Annotated in this window: 14 protein-coding genes; 2 read left to right on the forward strand and 12 right to left on the reverse strand. The window is 71.6% G+C overall.

Annotation, left to right across the window (positions count from 1 at the left end; all coding sequences use genetic code 11):
- Positions 1 to 7: 7 nt before the first annotated feature.
- The 6 genes from ACIQOE_RS32070 to ACIQOE_RS32095 all read right to left on the reverse strand — a co-directional run bounded on the left by ACIQOE_RS32070 (position 8) and on the right by ACIQOE_RS32095 (position 4,997).
- Entirely contained in the window at positions 8 to 610 is a 603-nt protein-coding gene (locus ACIQOE_RS32070) for a hypothetical protein (protein WP_401415148.1), read from the reverse strand.
- The gene (locus tag ACIQOE_RS32075; RefSeq protein WP_401415150.1) at positions 607 to 1,953 is read right to left on the reverse strand and encodes a DUF58 domain-containing protein; all 1,347 of its coding nucleotides are present in this window, start codon (positions 1,951 to 1,953) and stop codon (positions 607 to 609) included. Before ACIQOE_RS32075 ends, ACIQOE_RS32070 begins: the two co-directional genes overlap by 4 nt.
- Positions 1,950 to 2,957: an AAA family ATPase gene (locus tag ACIQOE_RS32080; protein WP_401415152.1), complete on the reverse strand. Its 1,008-nt coding sequence runs from the start codon at positions 2,955 to 2,957 to the stop codon at positions 1,950 to 1,952. Before ACIQOE_RS32080 ends, ACIQOE_RS32075 begins: the two co-directional genes overlap by 4 nt.
- A 60-nt stretch (positions 2,958 to 3,017) precedes the next feature.
- Positions 3,018 to 3,554, reverse strand: coding sequence for a hypothetical protein (locus ACIQOE_RS32085; RefSeq protein ID WP_401415154.1), 537 nt, complete (start codon positions 3,552 to 3,554; stop codon positions 3,018 to 3,020).
- Positions 3,551 to 4,534 carry a DUF4129 domain-containing protein gene (locus ACIQOE_RS32090; protein ID WP_401415156.1) on the reverse strand — a complete coding sequence of 328 codons (984 nt, stop codon included), beginning with the start codon at positions 4,532 to 4,534 and terminating at the stop codon, positions 3,551 to 3,553. Before ACIQOE_RS32090 ends, ACIQOE_RS32085 begins: the two co-directional genes overlap by 4 nt.
- Positions 4,535 to 4,793: 259 nt before the next feature.
- A complete protein-coding gene (locus ACIQOE_RS32095; protein ID WP_009192932.1) occupies positions 4,794 to 4,997 on the reverse strand; it encodes a cold-shock protein in 204 nt (67 codons plus the stop codon).
- Between the two features lie 239 nt (positions 4,998 to 5,236).
- Here ACIQOE_RS32095 and ACIQOE_RS32100 point away from each other — a divergent pair, with 239 nt between their 5' ends.
- Positions 5,237 to 6,967 (forward strand): fibronectin type III domain-containing protein, encoded by a 1,731-nt coding sequence (locus ACIQOE_RS32100; protein WP_401415158.1) that lies wholly within the window; start codon positions 5,237 to 5,239, stop codon positions 6,965 to 6,967.
- A gap of 16 nt (positions 6,968 to 6,983) precedes the next feature.
- Here ACIQOE_RS32100 and ACIQOE_RS32105 read toward each other — a convergent pair whose 3' ends face one another.
- Positions 6,984 to 7,493 (reverse strand): DUF3291 domain-containing protein, encoded by a 510-nt coding sequence (locus ACIQOE_RS32105; protein WP_351325008.1) that lies wholly within the window; start codon positions 7,491 to 7,493, stop codon positions 6,984 to 6,986.
- A gap of 314 nt (positions 7,494 to 7,807) precedes the next feature.
- Between ACIQOE_RS32105 and ACIQOE_RS32110 the strand changes: the two genes are divergently transcribed.
- Complete coding sequence (locus ACIQOE_RS32110; protein WP_401415160.1) at positions 7,808 to 8,554, forward strand: phosphotransferase family protein; 747 nt, start codon at positions 7,808 to 7,810, stop codon at positions 8,552 to 8,554.
- 84 nt (positions 8,555 to 8,638) lie between these two features.
- Here the strand turns inward: ACIQOE_RS32110 and ACIQOE_RS32115 are convergent, their stop codons facing one another.
- The 5 genes from ACIQOE_RS32115 to ACIQOE_RS32135 form a co-directional block, all read right to left on the reverse strand.
- Entirely contained in the window at positions 8,639 to 10,069 is a 1,431-nt protein-coding gene (locus ACIQOE_RS32115; protein WP_401415162.1) for a cellulose binding domain-containing protein, read from the reverse strand.
- A gap of 50 nt (positions 10,070 to 10,119) precedes the next feature.
- Positions 10,120 to 11,649 carry a beta-N-acetylhexosaminidase gene (locus tag ACIQOE_RS32120; protein ID WP_365575420.1) on the reverse strand — a complete coding sequence of 510 codons (1,530 nt, stop codon included), beginning with the start codon at positions 11,647 to 11,649 and terminating at the stop codon, positions 10,120 to 10,122.
- A gap of 43 nt (positions 11,650 to 11,692) precedes the next feature.
- Positions 11,693 to 12,532, reverse strand: a complete 840-nt coding sequence (locus ACIQOE_RS32125; protein ID WP_365557203.1) for a carbohydrate ABC transporter permease — start codon at positions 12,530 to 12,532, stop codon at positions 11,693 to 11,695.
- Positions 12,529 to 13,518 carry a sugar ABC transporter permease gene (locus tag ACIQOE_RS32130; RefSeq protein ID WP_365557200.1) on the reverse strand — a complete coding sequence of 330 codons (990 nt, stop codon included), beginning with the start codon at positions 13,516 to 13,518 and terminating at the stop codon, positions 12,529 to 12,531. Before ACIQOE_RS32130 ends, ACIQOE_RS32125 begins: the two co-directional genes overlap by 4 nt.
- A 68-nt stretch (positions 13,519 to 13,586) precedes the next feature.
- Positions 13,587 to 14,846 carry an extracellular solute-binding protein gene (locus ACIQOE_RS32135; protein WP_401415165.1) on the reverse strand — a complete coding sequence of 420 codons (1,260 nt, stop codon included), beginning with the start codon at positions 14,844 to 14,846 and terminating at the stop codon, positions 13,587 to 13,589.
- Positions 14,847 to 15,072: the final 226 nt, after the last annotated feature.

Raw genomic sequence — 15,072 nt, forward strand, 5'->3', positions numbered from 1 at the left:
GGTGGACTCAGGCGGACCCGCCGCGACGCCCGCGCAGCGCGAGCACCAGGCAGACCACGGTCGCGGCGACGGCGAGGGAGGCGGGCAGCCGCGCCCACGAGGTGTCCGAGACCGGTGCCTGGGCCGCGAGCAGCACCACTGCCGTCGCGGCGGCGGCCGCCACAGCCGGTGTGGCCCGCGGGCGGCCCGGCGGAGCGGTGACGCCGGCTGTCCACGCGTCGGTGACGAGCAGGTAGGCGAGCAGCAGGGCGGCGACGCAGACGGCCACCGGGAGCGCGGGACCAGTGGCCGCGGAGACCGCGATCGCCGCGGCCGGCAGCACCGTCGTCCGGTACCGGGCCGCGACGGTCCGCCAGTGCCACGACGTCAGGACGGGCCGTGCGTCGACCATCGGGGCGGCCCACCAGGCGGCGGCAGCGGCCACCACGACGAGCACCTTCACCAGCGGGGACGCGTGCAGGGCGGCGGGCGGGTCGCAGGCGGCGACGGCGAGCGCGGTGCCGAGCAGGCGGTCGGTGGTGCGGGTGGTGAGCCCCGTGACGAACCGGGCGGCCCGGATCCCGGCCGGGTTCGCGCCGGTCCGGGCGGTACGCGCGCTCGGGGTGGTCATCGGGTCCCTCCTCGGATGCGGGCGCGCAGCAGCGGCGCGAGGGCGAGGTCGAGGGTCTCGCCGGGCCGGTGGGCGACGACCGCGATGCCGCGTTCCACCAGGGCGAAGCGCATGGCGTCGCGGTCGGCCCGCCACAGCCGCAGCGCGAGTTCGCCCTCGGTGTCGCCGGGTTCCACGACCGGCTCGCCGGACGGGATCTCGACCACGACCATAGGATTGGCGCGTCCGCGGACCTGGTGCAGGATGTCGAGGATCCGCTGGTCGGTCAGCGGCGTGACGACGTACACCAGCGCGCCTTCGGGCAGCGCGGGCGGCGGGAGCAGTCCGAGTCCCTCGGCGCGGTAGGCGATGTCCTTGCGGACCTCCAGCACGCTCTCGACGATGCGGTAGAAGTACCCCTGGCCGCTTCCGGGTTGAAGCCAGCGAGTCGCACCGCCGACGGACACGACACCGACCCGGTCGTGGGTGCGCAGGTAGGCGCGGACCAGGCCGGCGGCGGCCCGGAAGGTCTCGTCCAGCGAGGACGCTCCGGTGACCGGGTCGACCACGTCGGCGAGCACGTCCAGCAGGACGACGGTGTCGGCGGTGCGCTCCGCCGCGAACTGGTGCACCTGGAGGCTGCCGCGGCGGGTGGTGGCGGGCCAGTGGATCCGCCGCTGCCGTTCGCCGCGCACGTACGGGTGCACGCCGGTGACCTCGACTCCCTCCCCGCGCTGCTGTGCGGTGTGCTCGCCGAGCCGTTGCGGCAGCCGTACCGGGATGGGGGTGAGGCCGGCGTGTCCGGGCACCGGGAAGACGGCGACCTCACCGAGTTCGACCCGGACCGTGTGCCGGGCCAGCCCGCCGCGGTCGTAGACGTCGACGTCGACCGTGCCGAGCGTCCAGCGGCCCCAGCGTTCCGCGGTCAGGACGAGGTCGACGTGGTGCGGGCCGACCGCGAGATGATCGAGCCGGACTCCGTGTCCGAGGGTGACGCCGGGGTCCAGGCGGCCGCTCTCGTCGTCGTACGACACCCTGATCCGTACCCTCACCCGCTCGCCCTCGAAGCAACGGCGCGGTTCCACCTCGACCTCGGCGGTCACCTCCTGGGAGCGCGGCCCGCTCGGCAGGGCGAGGGCGAGCAGCACCAACGGCGGTGCGGCCAGGGCGAGTACCCAGGGCCGCCCGGTGATCAGTGCGGCGGCGAGTGCGACGACGGCCAACGTGCCCAGTCGCAGGGCGCGTTCACCGGCACGCCAACCTGGCGGAGGAGGCGGTGGGGGTTGCGCGGACTCGTCGTGGCGGCCGTCCAGGGCCCGTTGAACCGCGGCGGCGGCCCTGCGGTCCGGAACCGGCTGGGTCATGAGGCGACCGGTGTGCGGGGCAGGGTCTGCGGGGCGGGCACGGACTGCACGATCTCGCGCAGCACGTCGTCGCCGTCGATCTGCCGGACCCACAGCTCCGGCTTGAGGGTGACGCGGTGCGCGAGGGCCGGTACCGCCACCGACTTGACGTCCTCCGGGGTCGCGTAGTCGCGCAGGTCCAGGACGGCACGGGCGCGGGCGAGCTGGACCAGGGCCAGTCCGCCGCGCGGCGAGGCGCCGACCTGGATGTGCGGGTGGGCGCGGGTGGCGCGGACCAGGGCGACGGCGTACTCCAGCAGGTCGTCGTCCACCTCGACCTTCTCGACGGCGTCCCGCATGGCCAGCACCTCGCCGGGGTCGCTGAGCGTGCGCAGCACGGCCTCGGGCGCCGCCCTGTCGACACGTGCGCGCAGCATGCCCGTCTCCTCGGAGGCCTCCAGGTAGCCCATGCGCACCCGCAGCAGGAACCGGTCGAGCTGGGCCTCGGGCAGGCTGTAGGTGCCCTCGTACTCGATGGGGTTGGCGGTGGCGACGACCACGAAGGGCATGGGCAGCGGCCTGGTGCTTCCGTCGACGGACACCTGTGACTCGGCCATCGCCTCCAGCAGCGCGGCCTGGGTCTTGGGCGGGGTGCGGTTGATCTCGTCGGCGAGCAGGAGGTGGGTGAAGACGGGGCCGGGTCTGAAGACCATGTCGGCGGTCCGCTGGTCGTAGAACGGCGCTCCGGTGACGTCGGAGGGCAGCAGGTCGGGAGTGAACTGGATGCGGCGGAAGTCCAGGCCGAGTGTGGTGGCGAAGGAGCGTGCCAGCAGGGTCTTACCGAGTCCGGGCAGGTCCTCGATGAGCACGTGGCCGCCGGCGAGGATGCCGAGCATCACCAGTGCCAGCGGTTCCGGCTTGCCGATCACCGCCGTGCGGATCTCTTCGAGCACGGCGGCGGCCCGCTCACCCGCCTGGCGGGGGGTCAGGGCGGCGTGGTCCGGGGCGGGTTGCGGGCTGGTCACGGTCGATTCCTCACGGGGCGGGGTCGGTTGCGCGGGCTGCCGGCCCGGCAGCGGCTTCGGTCACAGGGTTTCCAGGCGGTCGAGCAGGGAGCGCAGGACGGGCTCGGGCAGGGTGGGCTGCGGGGCGGTCGTCCCGGGGTCGATCCAGGGCCACAGTTCGGCACCGACCAGGGCGCGGGCCCGCTGCGGGGTTCGGTACATCTCCACGCCGTGCCGTTCGGCCAGCCGGGCGGCGAAGAGCCGCTGCAACTGCGGCCGCATGACGGTGTCGTAGCGGGCGTCGTCGTCGGCCGCGAGGGACTTGGCCACGATGCGCTGCCAGCCGCCGAGCGCCGGGGCGCGGCTGTTCAGCAGGCGCATCGGCCTGCGGTAGCCGCTGTCCTGGGCGGCGCCGCCGGCGGCGAAGCGTCCGAGGACGAGCGCGGTCGCGGTGATGAGGGCGAGGCCGGTGGCGGCCGCGCCGGCACCGTCGGTGAGGGCCAGCAGCGCTTCGGCGGCGACCGCGGCGATGCCGAACACGGCCATCGAGTGGCGCACCGAACCGGGCTTCGTGCGCGCGGAGTTCAGGAGGGCCCGGATCCGGGCGGGCGCCGTCACGGGGTGCCCGTCATGGCGTGGCGGCCGGAGGTCCGCGTCCGCAGGCCGTCGGCGATCTCGGCGAGCGCGGCCGCGGCCCGGTCGCGGTGACGGGCGTCCATCGGGTGGGTGGAGTAGCGGGCCTCGCGGAACAGGGCGGTGAGCGCGGCGGCGGCCGTCTCCGCGGGCAGGCCGTCGGCGACGGCACGCTCCAGCAGGTCCTGCGGGCTGTCCGAGGCGCGTCTGGTCACGCCGGACTCGGCGAGGGACTCCTCCATGGCGGCGTAGCAGGCGATGACGGCCGCGCGGGCGTCGGTCGCGCCCGTCAGGGCTCGGCGCCCGGAATCCACGGCCTGGGCGAGGCGGTCCTGTTCGTCGTCGAGGACCGCGTACGTCGCCGCGGTGTCGGGCGTCAACGGCCGTCCCAGATGACGCCACAGGCGCAGTGCGGCCATCACGACGACCACGACGACCAGGGCGATGGCAAGGACGAGCAGGACGCGCTCCAGCCCGAGGTGCATGCCGCGGCCGGCGTGCTCGGCGGAATGCGCGGGCGGCGGGGTGGGGAGCAGGTCCTGCGGCGGGGTGGGACGCGGCGACGGTCGCTGGTCGGTCTGGTGGCTACTGGCGGACATGCCGAAGCGGTGCAGCACCAGGACGAGCAGGGGGACGAGCAGCGTCGCGGCCAGCAGGACCCGGTTCGTGCCGTCGGCCAGCCGCTGTTCCACGGCGGTGAGTTCGCGGCCCGTGCCGATCCGGTCCCGGTACTTCTCCCGCAGTGCCAGGCCGCCGAGGAGTCCCAGCAGGGCGAGGCCGACGACGAGGACGCCGTTGCCGCCGAGCGGGCCGCGGCCCTTGGCCAGCAGGTCCGTGCCGGGGCGCAACAGCAGCGCCGCCAGGGCCAGTCCGGCCACCACCAGCACCGCCAACGCGGCCTGTGCGACGCCGATCGTGCCGTGCCGCCGTCGCACGTCCGGTATGTGCTCCCGCCCCACTGCCACGCTCCTCCCCTGTGATCGGCAGCTTCGCACACCGGTCAGCGGTGGTTCGGCAGCGGGTCACGGGTAGGACGGCGGAGCGGACCTCGGCCACCGGGCGGCGGCGCTCACGGCGCGTACGTCCACGTCACGGACGTACGCTCAGGGTCGTCCGCTCGCCGGTCTCGTGGCGCCGAACGGAGTCCCCGGGAGCACGCGACACCCAGCCGCCTCCGGTGTCCGGGCCCGGCTGGGCACAGGACACCGGAGGCGGGCGCGGGCGTCAGCCTCGGACGATGTTCTCGGCCTGCGGGCCCTTCTGGCCCTGGGTGACGTCGAACGTGACGGGCTCGCCCTCGACCAACTCGCGGTACCCGTTGCCGGAGATGTTGGAGTAGTGGGCGAAGACGTCCGGTCCGCCGCCGTCCTGGGCGATGAAGCCGAAGCCCTTTTCGGAGTTGAACCACTTCACGGTGCCGCTGGCCATACTGCTTCGTCCTTCGGTATTGCCGGGGGTGCCGGCCGGGATGAATAGCAGGATCTTCCTACCCCGCTCGGGGTCATGCCATTCGATCATCGGCCCTCGGATCGCGGCTCGCCACAGCGGACACGCCGACCCAAGCGGAGGTACTGCGCGAGTAAAGATCTCTACAACCCGTCGGACGCCTCGTGAGTCTTGATCATCACGGGCGAGAACCTCCGTCCCGATCAAGACCAGAGGGCCGAATGAACTCAACTCGACGACGCACGTTCGCGGCGTCCGCGACCGCCGTCGTGCTCGCCACCGCGAGTGGTGTGCTCACCGTGACCGCCGTCCCGGCGTCCGCCACGACGACCTGCACCTCACCGGTGTACAAGCGGCAGTTCTATGCGAACACCACCTTCTCGGGCACCCCGAAACGGACCGACTGCGACAGCGGCATCGACGAGAAGTGGGGCGCCAAGGCCCCCGCGTCCGGCCTGCCGTCGAACAACTTCGCGGTCCGGTGGAGCGTCACCCGCGATTTCGGCTCCGGGGGTCCCTTCACCCTCTCGGTCGCGGTCCAGGACGGCATTCGGGTGTACGTCGACACCTCCCGCAAGATCGACCTGTGGAAGAACGGCTCGTCGACGGTGAAGAAGACCGTCGACGTCACGATCCCGGCGGGCCGTCACACGCTGCGCGTGGACTACGTCAACTGGACGGGCTCGGCGAACGTGAAGTTCGGCTACGCTCCGCGCACTTCGGCGACCGCCGACAAGGTCAAGCCGCTCACGCCTACGGGCGTGTCGGCGTCGTACGACACGACGACGGGCAAGGCGAGGCTCGGCTGGGCCGGGAACAGCGAGATGGACCTCGCCGGCTACCGCGTCTACCGCCGCCTCAAGGGCGCGGCCTTCGGCAGCACTCCGCTGGCCACCACCACCTCCACGTCGTACACCGACACGCCGCCGGCGAGCGGTGAGACGTACTACTACGAGGTCCGGGCGTACGACAGGACGGGGAACGTCTCCACGGGCTCCTCCGACCGGGCGGTGGTGAGTGCCGACCGAACCGCGCCCGCCGTTCCCGCGGGACCGGGCACGGTCGCCGAGGGCGGCGGGTTGCGGGTCAGGTGGAGCGCGGTCGCGGGAGCGGCGTCGTACCGGGTCTACCGGGCGACGGGTGCTCAGGGGACGTACACCCTGGTCGGCGCCACCGGTCAGGTGTCGTACCTGGACACCACGGCCGCCGAGGACGTCGGCTACTCCTACCGTGTGACCGCGCTGGACGCGGCCGGGAACGAGTCCGGGCGGTCCGTCGCCGTCGGCGGCACGCGCAGGGACCTCACTGCGCCGTCCGCCGTCACCGGGGTCGCCGTCGTCCCGACCGAGTACGGCTTCGAGGTGAGCTGGGACGCGAACCCGACGCCGGACCTGGCGCGCTACGTGGTCCGCCGCGGTGAGCTGTGGGGCGACGACGACGAGAAGATCTGCTCCCTGTACCCGGGCTACTACGTAGGGGCCGACACCACCTCGTACGCGTACACCACCCTCCCCGACGGCGAGGAGAGCTGCTTCATCGTCGACGCCGTCGACGACGCCGGGAACTCCGCGTTCCAGTGGACCGGCAACGCGCAGATCGTGACCGCGACGGAGCTGGACATGACGCCGAGCGTCGCGACACCCGAAGGCTCGCCCCTGCGCCTGGACGTCTCCGCCGTGGAGGGCGGCGAAGGCAATCGTCTGACCTGGTCCGGACCCGGTGCGGGCGACGACGGCTCCGCTGGTTCCGCGGCGGGCTACCGCATCTACCGGTGGGACCCGGCCACCACCGCCTACGAGAGGATCGGCGAGGCCTCGGCCGGGACCTCCTCGTACGTCGACACCGGCGTCCGGCGCGGCACGACCAGCTACTACTGGGTGACCGGCGTACGGGCCGACGGCACGGAGACCCTGCCCGCCGGGGACTGGACGGTCACCGCCCCGGAGGCCTGACGCCCGCCTCCGTCCGTCAAGGTCCCCTGCGTTCGGCTGTTTCGCGGGTGAAGGCGTGCGGCGCGGGGCCGTGTTCGTGCAGGTGTTCCAGCCTGGCGACACCGTCCCGCCAGGTGGGTGTCACGCCCTCGGGGACCCACCAGAAGACGTGACCCGGGTGGCCTGTCCTCTCGAACCAGTCGTAGCGCCGGTTCAGCGCCTCACGGTGCAGGCCGGTGTAGACGGCTTCGGAGGCGGAGCGCAGGTCGGTCCAGAGGGAGAGGGTCGCGGCCAAGGCGGTGGTCTCCGCCGTACGGCCCTTGGCGTACCAGGCCGGTACGGCGAACTCTCCCCACGCGCCCCAGTCCGCCTCGAAGAGCGTGCCGCGGTCGCCGTGCGCGGCCTCGGCGTGCGCAAGGTGTCCGGGGTGCCGGCTGATCTTGCGGTAGATGGCCTCGCCCCGTGCGTAGAACTCGTCCATGAGGGGGCTGGGTTCGGCGAGAGGTGACTTCAGGACGCCGAAGGTGTATAGCGCGAGATGGGGCATGCGTTTCTCCCTGGGTTCGCGGGTCGTGACCCACGCGTCCTTCGCGGGCGGCACGGGGTGCACCAACTCCGTGGCGGCCGTGGGCGGTCGCCGAGGACCTGAGGAAGGTAGCCGCCGCCGCGGGCTCTGTCGACGTTGCGTTTCGCCCGGACATGTGGCCTCTTGCGCCGGCCGACGCGAGGGGCCGCCTGGACTCCGGCGCCATGACCGCCGCCGCTCCCCCGCCGTCGGCCGCGCCGGGGCCGAAGCCCGTGTGATCCCGTGCGCGATAAACCCGGCGACGGGCGCGATCCTCGTCGGAATACTGGTCGTCCATGGATGAGGTCGAAGTCGTCGTCGCCCATTCCGAGCGTGCGACCCTGCGCGTCGGCGACGTGTTCCTGAAGGTGGACGCCGATCAGGCGCGGATCGACGTCGAGGTCGAGGCGATGGCGCTCGTGCCGGTCCCGACGCCAAAGGTGCTGTGGCGCAAGCCGCCCGTGCTCGCGCTCGCCGCGCTCCCGGGGACGACGCTCGGGCGCCTCGGCGGCCCGGCGACCGGTTCGCCTGCCGGGTGGGCCGCGGCGGGCGCCGCCATCAGGAAGCTGCACGACGCACCCCTGCCGGCCCGGACGGGGCAGGCCGGCCGGAGCGTCGCCGCGGTGACGGCGGAACTCGACGCCGAGTGCGCGGCGCTCGTGGCGAACGGCATGCTGCCCGCCGACCTGGTCGCCCGCAACCGCCAGGTCGCCGAGGCCGCGCTGCGCCCGTGGACACCGGCGTTCACCCATGGCGACCTGCAGATCGCTCACGTCTTCGTCGACGATGACGAGGTCACCGGCATCATCGACTGGTCCGAGGCGGGCCGGGGCGATGCCCTGCACGACCTCGCCACCTTCACGCTCGGACACGAGGAGCACCTCGCCGACGTCCTCGTCGGCTACGGCACCGACGTCGACCTGGACGTGATCCGGGCGTGGTGGTCGCTGCGCAGCCTGCTGGTGGTCCGCTGGCTGGCGGAGCACGGCTTCGACCCCTTCGCACCGGGCTGTGAGGTCGACGTCCTGCGGTCCCGGATGTGAGGCGGCCGGGGCCGGCCCGGTCCGGTGCGAGCGGGCAGTGGTCGCACCGGACCGGGCGCCGGAGCACGGGTGCCCCGGCGGGGTCTAGCTGTTGGGGACGGTGTCCTCGAAGGTCGTACCGGCCGAGCGGTAGGCGTTGATCTTGGCGGTGACCTGGGCCGGGGTCAGGACCTGGTCCTTGACGTGCAGGACGTAGTCGACCTGCTCGTCGTAGGACCGGGGTGTGGTGCCGGTCTGGCCGGCGAGGTCGATCAGCCACTGGTTGATGTTGATCGACATCGGCCGCTCGGGCAGGTAGGCGGAGTCGTGGGTGCCGAAGAGCTGCCCGTCGATGTAGTACTTGATGCTGCTGTTGTCGATGGTGAGCAGCAGGTCGTGCCAGCCGGCGTAGCTCTGCCGGGATTCGGTGTGCTGGTTGACCGCCTGCCACGGATCCGGGTTGTACGTCTCCCAGGACGTCGTGTACAGGATGTTCGAGGGCTCGCCCCAGCCTCCGTTGGGCAGGTACTCGAAGTCGTACTCGGCGTAGTCGTCGGCCATCGGGGCCGTCAGGTCGTTGATGGTGAAGAAGGTCTGCACGAGGTGGTCGCCGTCCGGGCCGGAGACCGGCGTGTCGGCGAACTTCACGCGCGCCGCGTAGGTGCCGTTCTTGAACTTCATGGACTTGGTGGCCACTTCGGTCTGCCGGGTGCTCTCGGCGGTGCCGGAGGTCGACGTCCGCAGGTTCATCACCGAGTTGCCGGCGGAGCTGGCGAACGTGACGTTCTCCGGGGCCCAGGTGGCGCCGGGCACGCCGGGTCCGCCGGAGTTGGAGCGGACGTTCCAGCCGTTCGCGGAGATCTTCGGGTCGCTGGAGGTGCTGTAGTTGAAGTCGTCGAACAGGCTCTGCCCGCCGGCCGGAGGATCGGTGGGCGGATCCGTCGGGTCGGTCGGGTCGTTCCCTGCCGGGGCCGTGCCCCACACGGTGCTGCCGGACAGCTGCGCGGTGACCTTGGACCAGTCCGCGTAGGCCGTCTGGGAGGCGTTGAAGGAGTAGTCGTCGCTCTGGTTCAGCGTCTGCCAGTCGGCGCGGTAGAACCGCAGTTGCATGTCTCCGGTGTCGGATCCGGGTGCCAGACTGCCCGCGCCGGAGGTGAACGCGATGTCGAGGTAACGGTCGGCGGTGGCCGTGGGGTTGGACAGCGTGCCGAAGGTTCCCGTGATGTTGGCGCAGCCCTTGACCGCCCAGGAGCAGGCGAAGCGGTAACTCGTGCTGGCGGAGTCGGACTTGAAGTAGTAGCGGACCTTGACGGCGGAGAGCTGGACGGTCGCGGTCCCGGTGTTCTTGACCTTGAGCCATGGTTCGGCCTGGTCCGCGGTGGCTCCGGTGGCGCTGGTGCGGTACTGCACGGTCAGGGGTGCGGCGGCGGCGCTGGCCGTGCCGGACAGGGCGGCGAGACCGGCGGTTCCGGTGGCCATGGCGACGACCGCTGCTGCGGCGGCGCGCCATCTGCGGGTGGTGGTCAGGGACTTCATGGCGTTCCTCTCGGATCGGTCTGGGTTTCGGACGGTGCGGTGGGGCCGTTTCAGGGGTGGCGGGTCACCTGGAGGGCGTCCAGGCGTGCCGTGTGCTCCCGCAGGCGGGCGGCGAAGTCGGGCCAGGGGGTGGGGCCGCTCCAGCCGTTGTCGGCCAGGGCGCACAGGCGGGGATAGGTGAGGTACTCGATGCGGTCCGGGGTGGCGACGTACTCGGTCCACAGCTGTGCCTGGGAGCCGAGGACGTGTGCTTCCGCCTCGGCGGGCAGGCCGTCGGGCACGGGATCGTGGCCGTGGACGTCCCGGAGGGACACGACCGATCCCGGCTGTCCGGCCGGCTCGTCGGCCGCGCCGCTCTGCGGATAGTCGAAGTAGGTGGCCCGGTGGTAGGCGTTGATCACGTCGTGGCCCCGGGCGGCGGCGGAGGTGACGTGGGCGGGGTCGCGCCAGACCATGGCGGTGAAGTCGCGGGGCAGTCGGGTGCCGGTCTCGCTCCAGCCAACGGCCCGGCGGCCGTTGCCGCCGACGAAGGCGCCGACCTGGCCGAGGAACCAGCCGTGCAGCGCCGCGGCGTCGTCCAGTCCGGCGGTGCGCATGCGGGTGCGGGCCGCGGGGCTCCGCTCCCATTCGGTGAGGGGGCACTCCTCTCCGCCCAGATGGATGTAGGGCGAGGGGAAGACGTCCATGACCTCCTCCAGCACCGTGCGGCAGAAGTCGAGGACCTCGTCGTGGACGCCGAGGACGGTGTCGCAGACGCCCCAGCGGGTCCAGACGTCCAGGGCCCGGTCGGGGTTGTTCCCCAGGTGCGGGTAGGCGGCCAGGGCGGCTCGCACGTGTCCGGGCATCTCGATCTCGGGCATGACCGTGACGCCACGGGCCGCGGCGTGGTCGACCAGCCGGGCCAGCTCCGTCCGTGTGTAGGCGCCGCCGTGCGCGATGCCGTCGTACCGGTCGCCGCTCGGGCCGATCATGGACTGGACGCGGTGTCCGCCGATCTCGGTGAGCTTGGGATAGGCCGCCACCGGCATCCGCCAGCCCTGGTCGTCGGTCAGGTGCAGGTGGAAGACGTTGATCTTGTGCAGGGCGAGCAGGTCGACGTAGCGCAGCAGGTACGACAGGGGCTGGAAGTGGCGGGCCACGTCGAGCATGGCCCCTCGCCAGGGCCGGCTGGGCAGGTCCGTGATCTCGGCGCACGGCAGGGTCCAGGTCACGCCGCGCTGCGGGGTGGTCCGCAGGGCCTCGACGGGCAGGAGCTGGCGGACGGTCTGCACTCCGCGCAGCAGCCCGGTCACCTCCCGGGCGCGCAGCAGTACGGAGTTCGGCCCGATGGTCAGTCCGTACCCTTCGACGCCCAGTCCGGTGAGCGCGGAGTCCAGGTGGAGGACGAAGGAGGCGTCGGCGGCGGTGTCGAGGGTCAGGCCGGTGGCGGGTGACAGGAGGGTGCGCAGCAGGTCGGCCGCGGGTTCCGCGCCGGTGCTGACGCGCAGGCGGGTGTCGGCGTCGAAGGTGAACTGGCCGTGCGTGAAGCGGGCGTGGGAGGGGCGGGGCACGAGCGAGGTGCGCGGCAGGGTGGTGGACACGGCTCAACTCCGGGGTTCGGTGCGGGAGAAGGGCGGAGCGGACTCAGCCCTTGACGGCGCCGGCGGCGAAGCCGGAGGTCACATGGCGCTGCAGGAGCAGGAACACCGCGAGTGCGGGGAGCGCGAAGAGGGTGGAGGCGGCCATGGTGGCGCCCCAGTCCGTGCCGAAGACGTTCTGGAAGGAGGACAGCCACACCGGCAGGGTCCGGCTGTCCTGCTGCTTGATGATCAGGAAGTTGGCGTAGGCGAACTCGTTCCACGCGGTGACGTAGCCGAAGAGGGAGGTGGCCATCAGCCCGGGGGCGAGCAGGGGGAAGGTGATGTGGCGGAAGGCGCTTCGGCGTGTGCAGCCGTCGACCTGGGCGGCTTCCTCCAGTTCCTCGGGAATGGCGGCGATGAACCCGCGCAGGACGACGATGGTGAACGGCAGGGTCATCATGAAGTAGACGAGGGTGAGCGTCGGGAGGCGGTCGAGCATGCCGGTGTCGCGGGAGATGATGTAGACCGGGATGATCAGGGCTTCCCAGGGCGCCATCTGGGCGATGAAGACCATCAGCATGAACTGGCGTCTGCCGCGCCAGCGCATCCGGGCCACCGCGAAGGAGGCTCCGAGCGCGACGATCAGGGCGAGCAGGACGGCGCCGGCGGTCACGAGCAGGCTGTTGCGCCAGAACAGGGCGAATCCCTGGGCTCCGACAGCGGTCCTGAAGTGTTCCAAGGTCCAGGTGTGGGGCCAGAGTTGCGGGGTGTCGGACTGGATGTCCCGGCCCGGTTTGAAGGCCGTGGTGACCATCCAGTAGACGGGGAAGAGGCAGACGGCGACGGTCGCCGTGGCGGCCGCGTGCAGGGGAAGGCGTCGAAGACCGGGTCGTCGTACGCTCACGGCGTCTCGCCCTCCTGACGGTGCATCTGGCGGAAGTAGAAGACGAGTACGGCCGCCATCAGCAGGACGGTGACCATCGAGGCCGCGGAGCCGAGGTCGTAGCGCTGGCTGGACAGGGCGGTCTGGACCGCGTAGACGGGCAGGATGGTGGTGGCGTCGCCGGGCCCGCCGTTGGTCATCACCCAGATCTGCACGAACGCCTTGAAGGTCCAGATGACTTCCAGCGAGAACACCAGCATGAAGATCGGGCGGATCATGGGAAAGGTGATGGCCCGGAAGATGCGGGCGGCCGAGGCGCCGTCGAGCCGGGCCGACTCGTACAGCTCCGCGGGGACGGTGGTCAGGGCCGAGTACACGGTGATCGCGGCGAACGGCACGGACTGCCAGACGACCAGCAGCACCAGGATGGTGAAGGCGGCTGGGCCGTGCGCGAACCACGGGTAGCGGTCGAAGGAGGTGAAGCCGAGCCGTGTCAGGGACCAGTTCACGATGCCGAACTCGGAGTGGAACAGCCACTGGAAGACCGTGGTGGCGGCGATGACCGGCATGGCCCAGGCCAGTACCAGCGAGCTGAGCACGGCCAGGCGCCAGCGGCGGCCGAGCCGTTCGACGAGCAGGGCGACGAGTGTGGCGAGGACCATGATGAGGACGACGTTGACCGCCATGAAGACGAAGGTGCGGCGGACGACCTGCCAGAACCGCTCGTCGGTGAGCAGCGTCCGGTAGTTGCGCAGTCCGACGAACCGGGCGTGGCCGGAGATGAGCTGGCGCAGCCGGAAGTCCTGCAGCGACATCAGCACGGCGCGGGCGAGCGGGTAGGCGAGCAGGTAGAGCATGCCGAGGACCGTGGGAGTGATCAGCAGGTAGGGCCAGAGTCCGGCGCGGTCCTGTCCCCGGCGGCCGGGTGCGGGCCGTGCGGAGGGCTGCGAGGGGCCGCGGTGCCGGGTCAGGGCCGGCGCCGCGGGGCGTTCGTGGACGATCGACACGGCTTCGTCTCCTGTCGGTGTGCGGGCGAGAGCCTGCGTCGCGGGGGTGCGGCGCAGGCCGTCACGGCTCAGGAGCTGCCCTTCATGGCGTCGGTGATCGCGGCGGAGGCCTTGGCCGCCTGCTTGCGGGCGTCGGCGCCCGTGAGCACGGCGGTCATGTAGTCCTTGACGGGGTTCTTGGCCTCGACCGCGGCCCAGCCAGGGGTGTTGGGTGTCGCCCGGCCGACGGCGGCGCCCGCGGCCATCGCGGAGGCGCCCGGGTCGGAGGCGACCGCGTCGGCCAGGGTGGTCTTGTTCGGTACGTAGCTCATGGCGGCGGCGAGCTTGCGCTGCCAGGTGTCGCCGGTGAGGTCCTTGACGAAGGTGAAGGCGGCTTCCTGCTTGCCGGAGGCCGCGGGGATGACGAGGTCGGAGCCGCCGATGAAGACGGATCCCGGGTGGGCGGCGGTCTTCCCCGGGATCGGGAAGAAGCCGAGCTTGCCCTTGAGTCCGGGATTGTTCTGGGTGATCACGTTGGCGCCGCCGGGCGTGGAGATGATCTGTGCGACCTGCCCCTTGGCCATGACCTCGGCCTGCGGCGGTTGCGCCTCGTCGGAGTCCTTGGGGCCCTTGCCGAGCGCCTGGAGGCGCTGGTAGAAGTCCATGCCGCGCAGGGCCTGCGGAGTGTCCAGGGCTCCCTTCCAGGAGCCGCCGCTCCGCACGGCGAGGTCGCCGCCCTCGTCCCAGATGAACCCGGCCAGCGCATACCACATCTGGCCGGGCAGGTAGATCCCCTGGGTCTGCGCGTTGTCGAGCTTCTTCGTGGCGGCGATCCACTGGTCGCGGGTCTTCAGGGCCGAGGCGTCGATGCCGGCCTTCTTGAACAGGTCGGTCCGGTAGATCACGACGCGGTTGGCGGCGTAGTAGGGGATGCCGTACTGCTTGCCCTCGTAGGCACCCGGTTCGGCCAGGCCCTTGAGCCAGCTGCCGCCTCCCAGCTCGCCGACCTTGTCGCTGAGGTCGAGCAGGCCGCCGCTCTGGGCGAACTGCGCGACCTGGGTGTTGCCCGTCTCGATGACGTCGGGGGCGTCGTTGCTGGCGAGCGCGGCGGTGACCTTCTCGCCGATCCCGTCCCACTCCTGGATCTGGACCTTCACCTTGATCCGCGGGTGGGCGGCCTCGAAGCCGGAGACGAACTCCTTCTGGAACTGGGCGGAGACGCTGTCGCGCATGAGCCAGACGTCGATCGTGGTCGTGCCGTCCGAGGACGACGCGGAGTTGTCGCTGCAGGCGCTGAGGCCTGCGGCGATCATCAGTGCGGACACACCTGCGAGCATGCGGAGCTTCACGGTTCACCTCGTAAGGGATGACACCAAGCGACTTGACCAGTTGGGTCAACTGGACAAGTGACCTGTCGGTGGTCGATGAAGGTGGCATAGACCAATAGTGGCGTCAACCCCCCAGGTGATAGGGAGTTCTGACACCTCGCCACTGCCGGATCTTGGCTAATCCGAGCGAAAGACGACTACACTGCACTTGACCAGTGGCGGTCAGTGGTAAGGACCGGATGGGCTG

The sequence above is a fragment of the Streptomyces sp. NPDC091282 genome (genome assembly GCF_044757385.1).
GTDB classification, from domain to species: domain Bacteria; phylum Actinomycetota; class Actinomycetes; order Streptomycetales; family Streptomycetaceae; genus Streptomyces; species Streptomyces gramineus.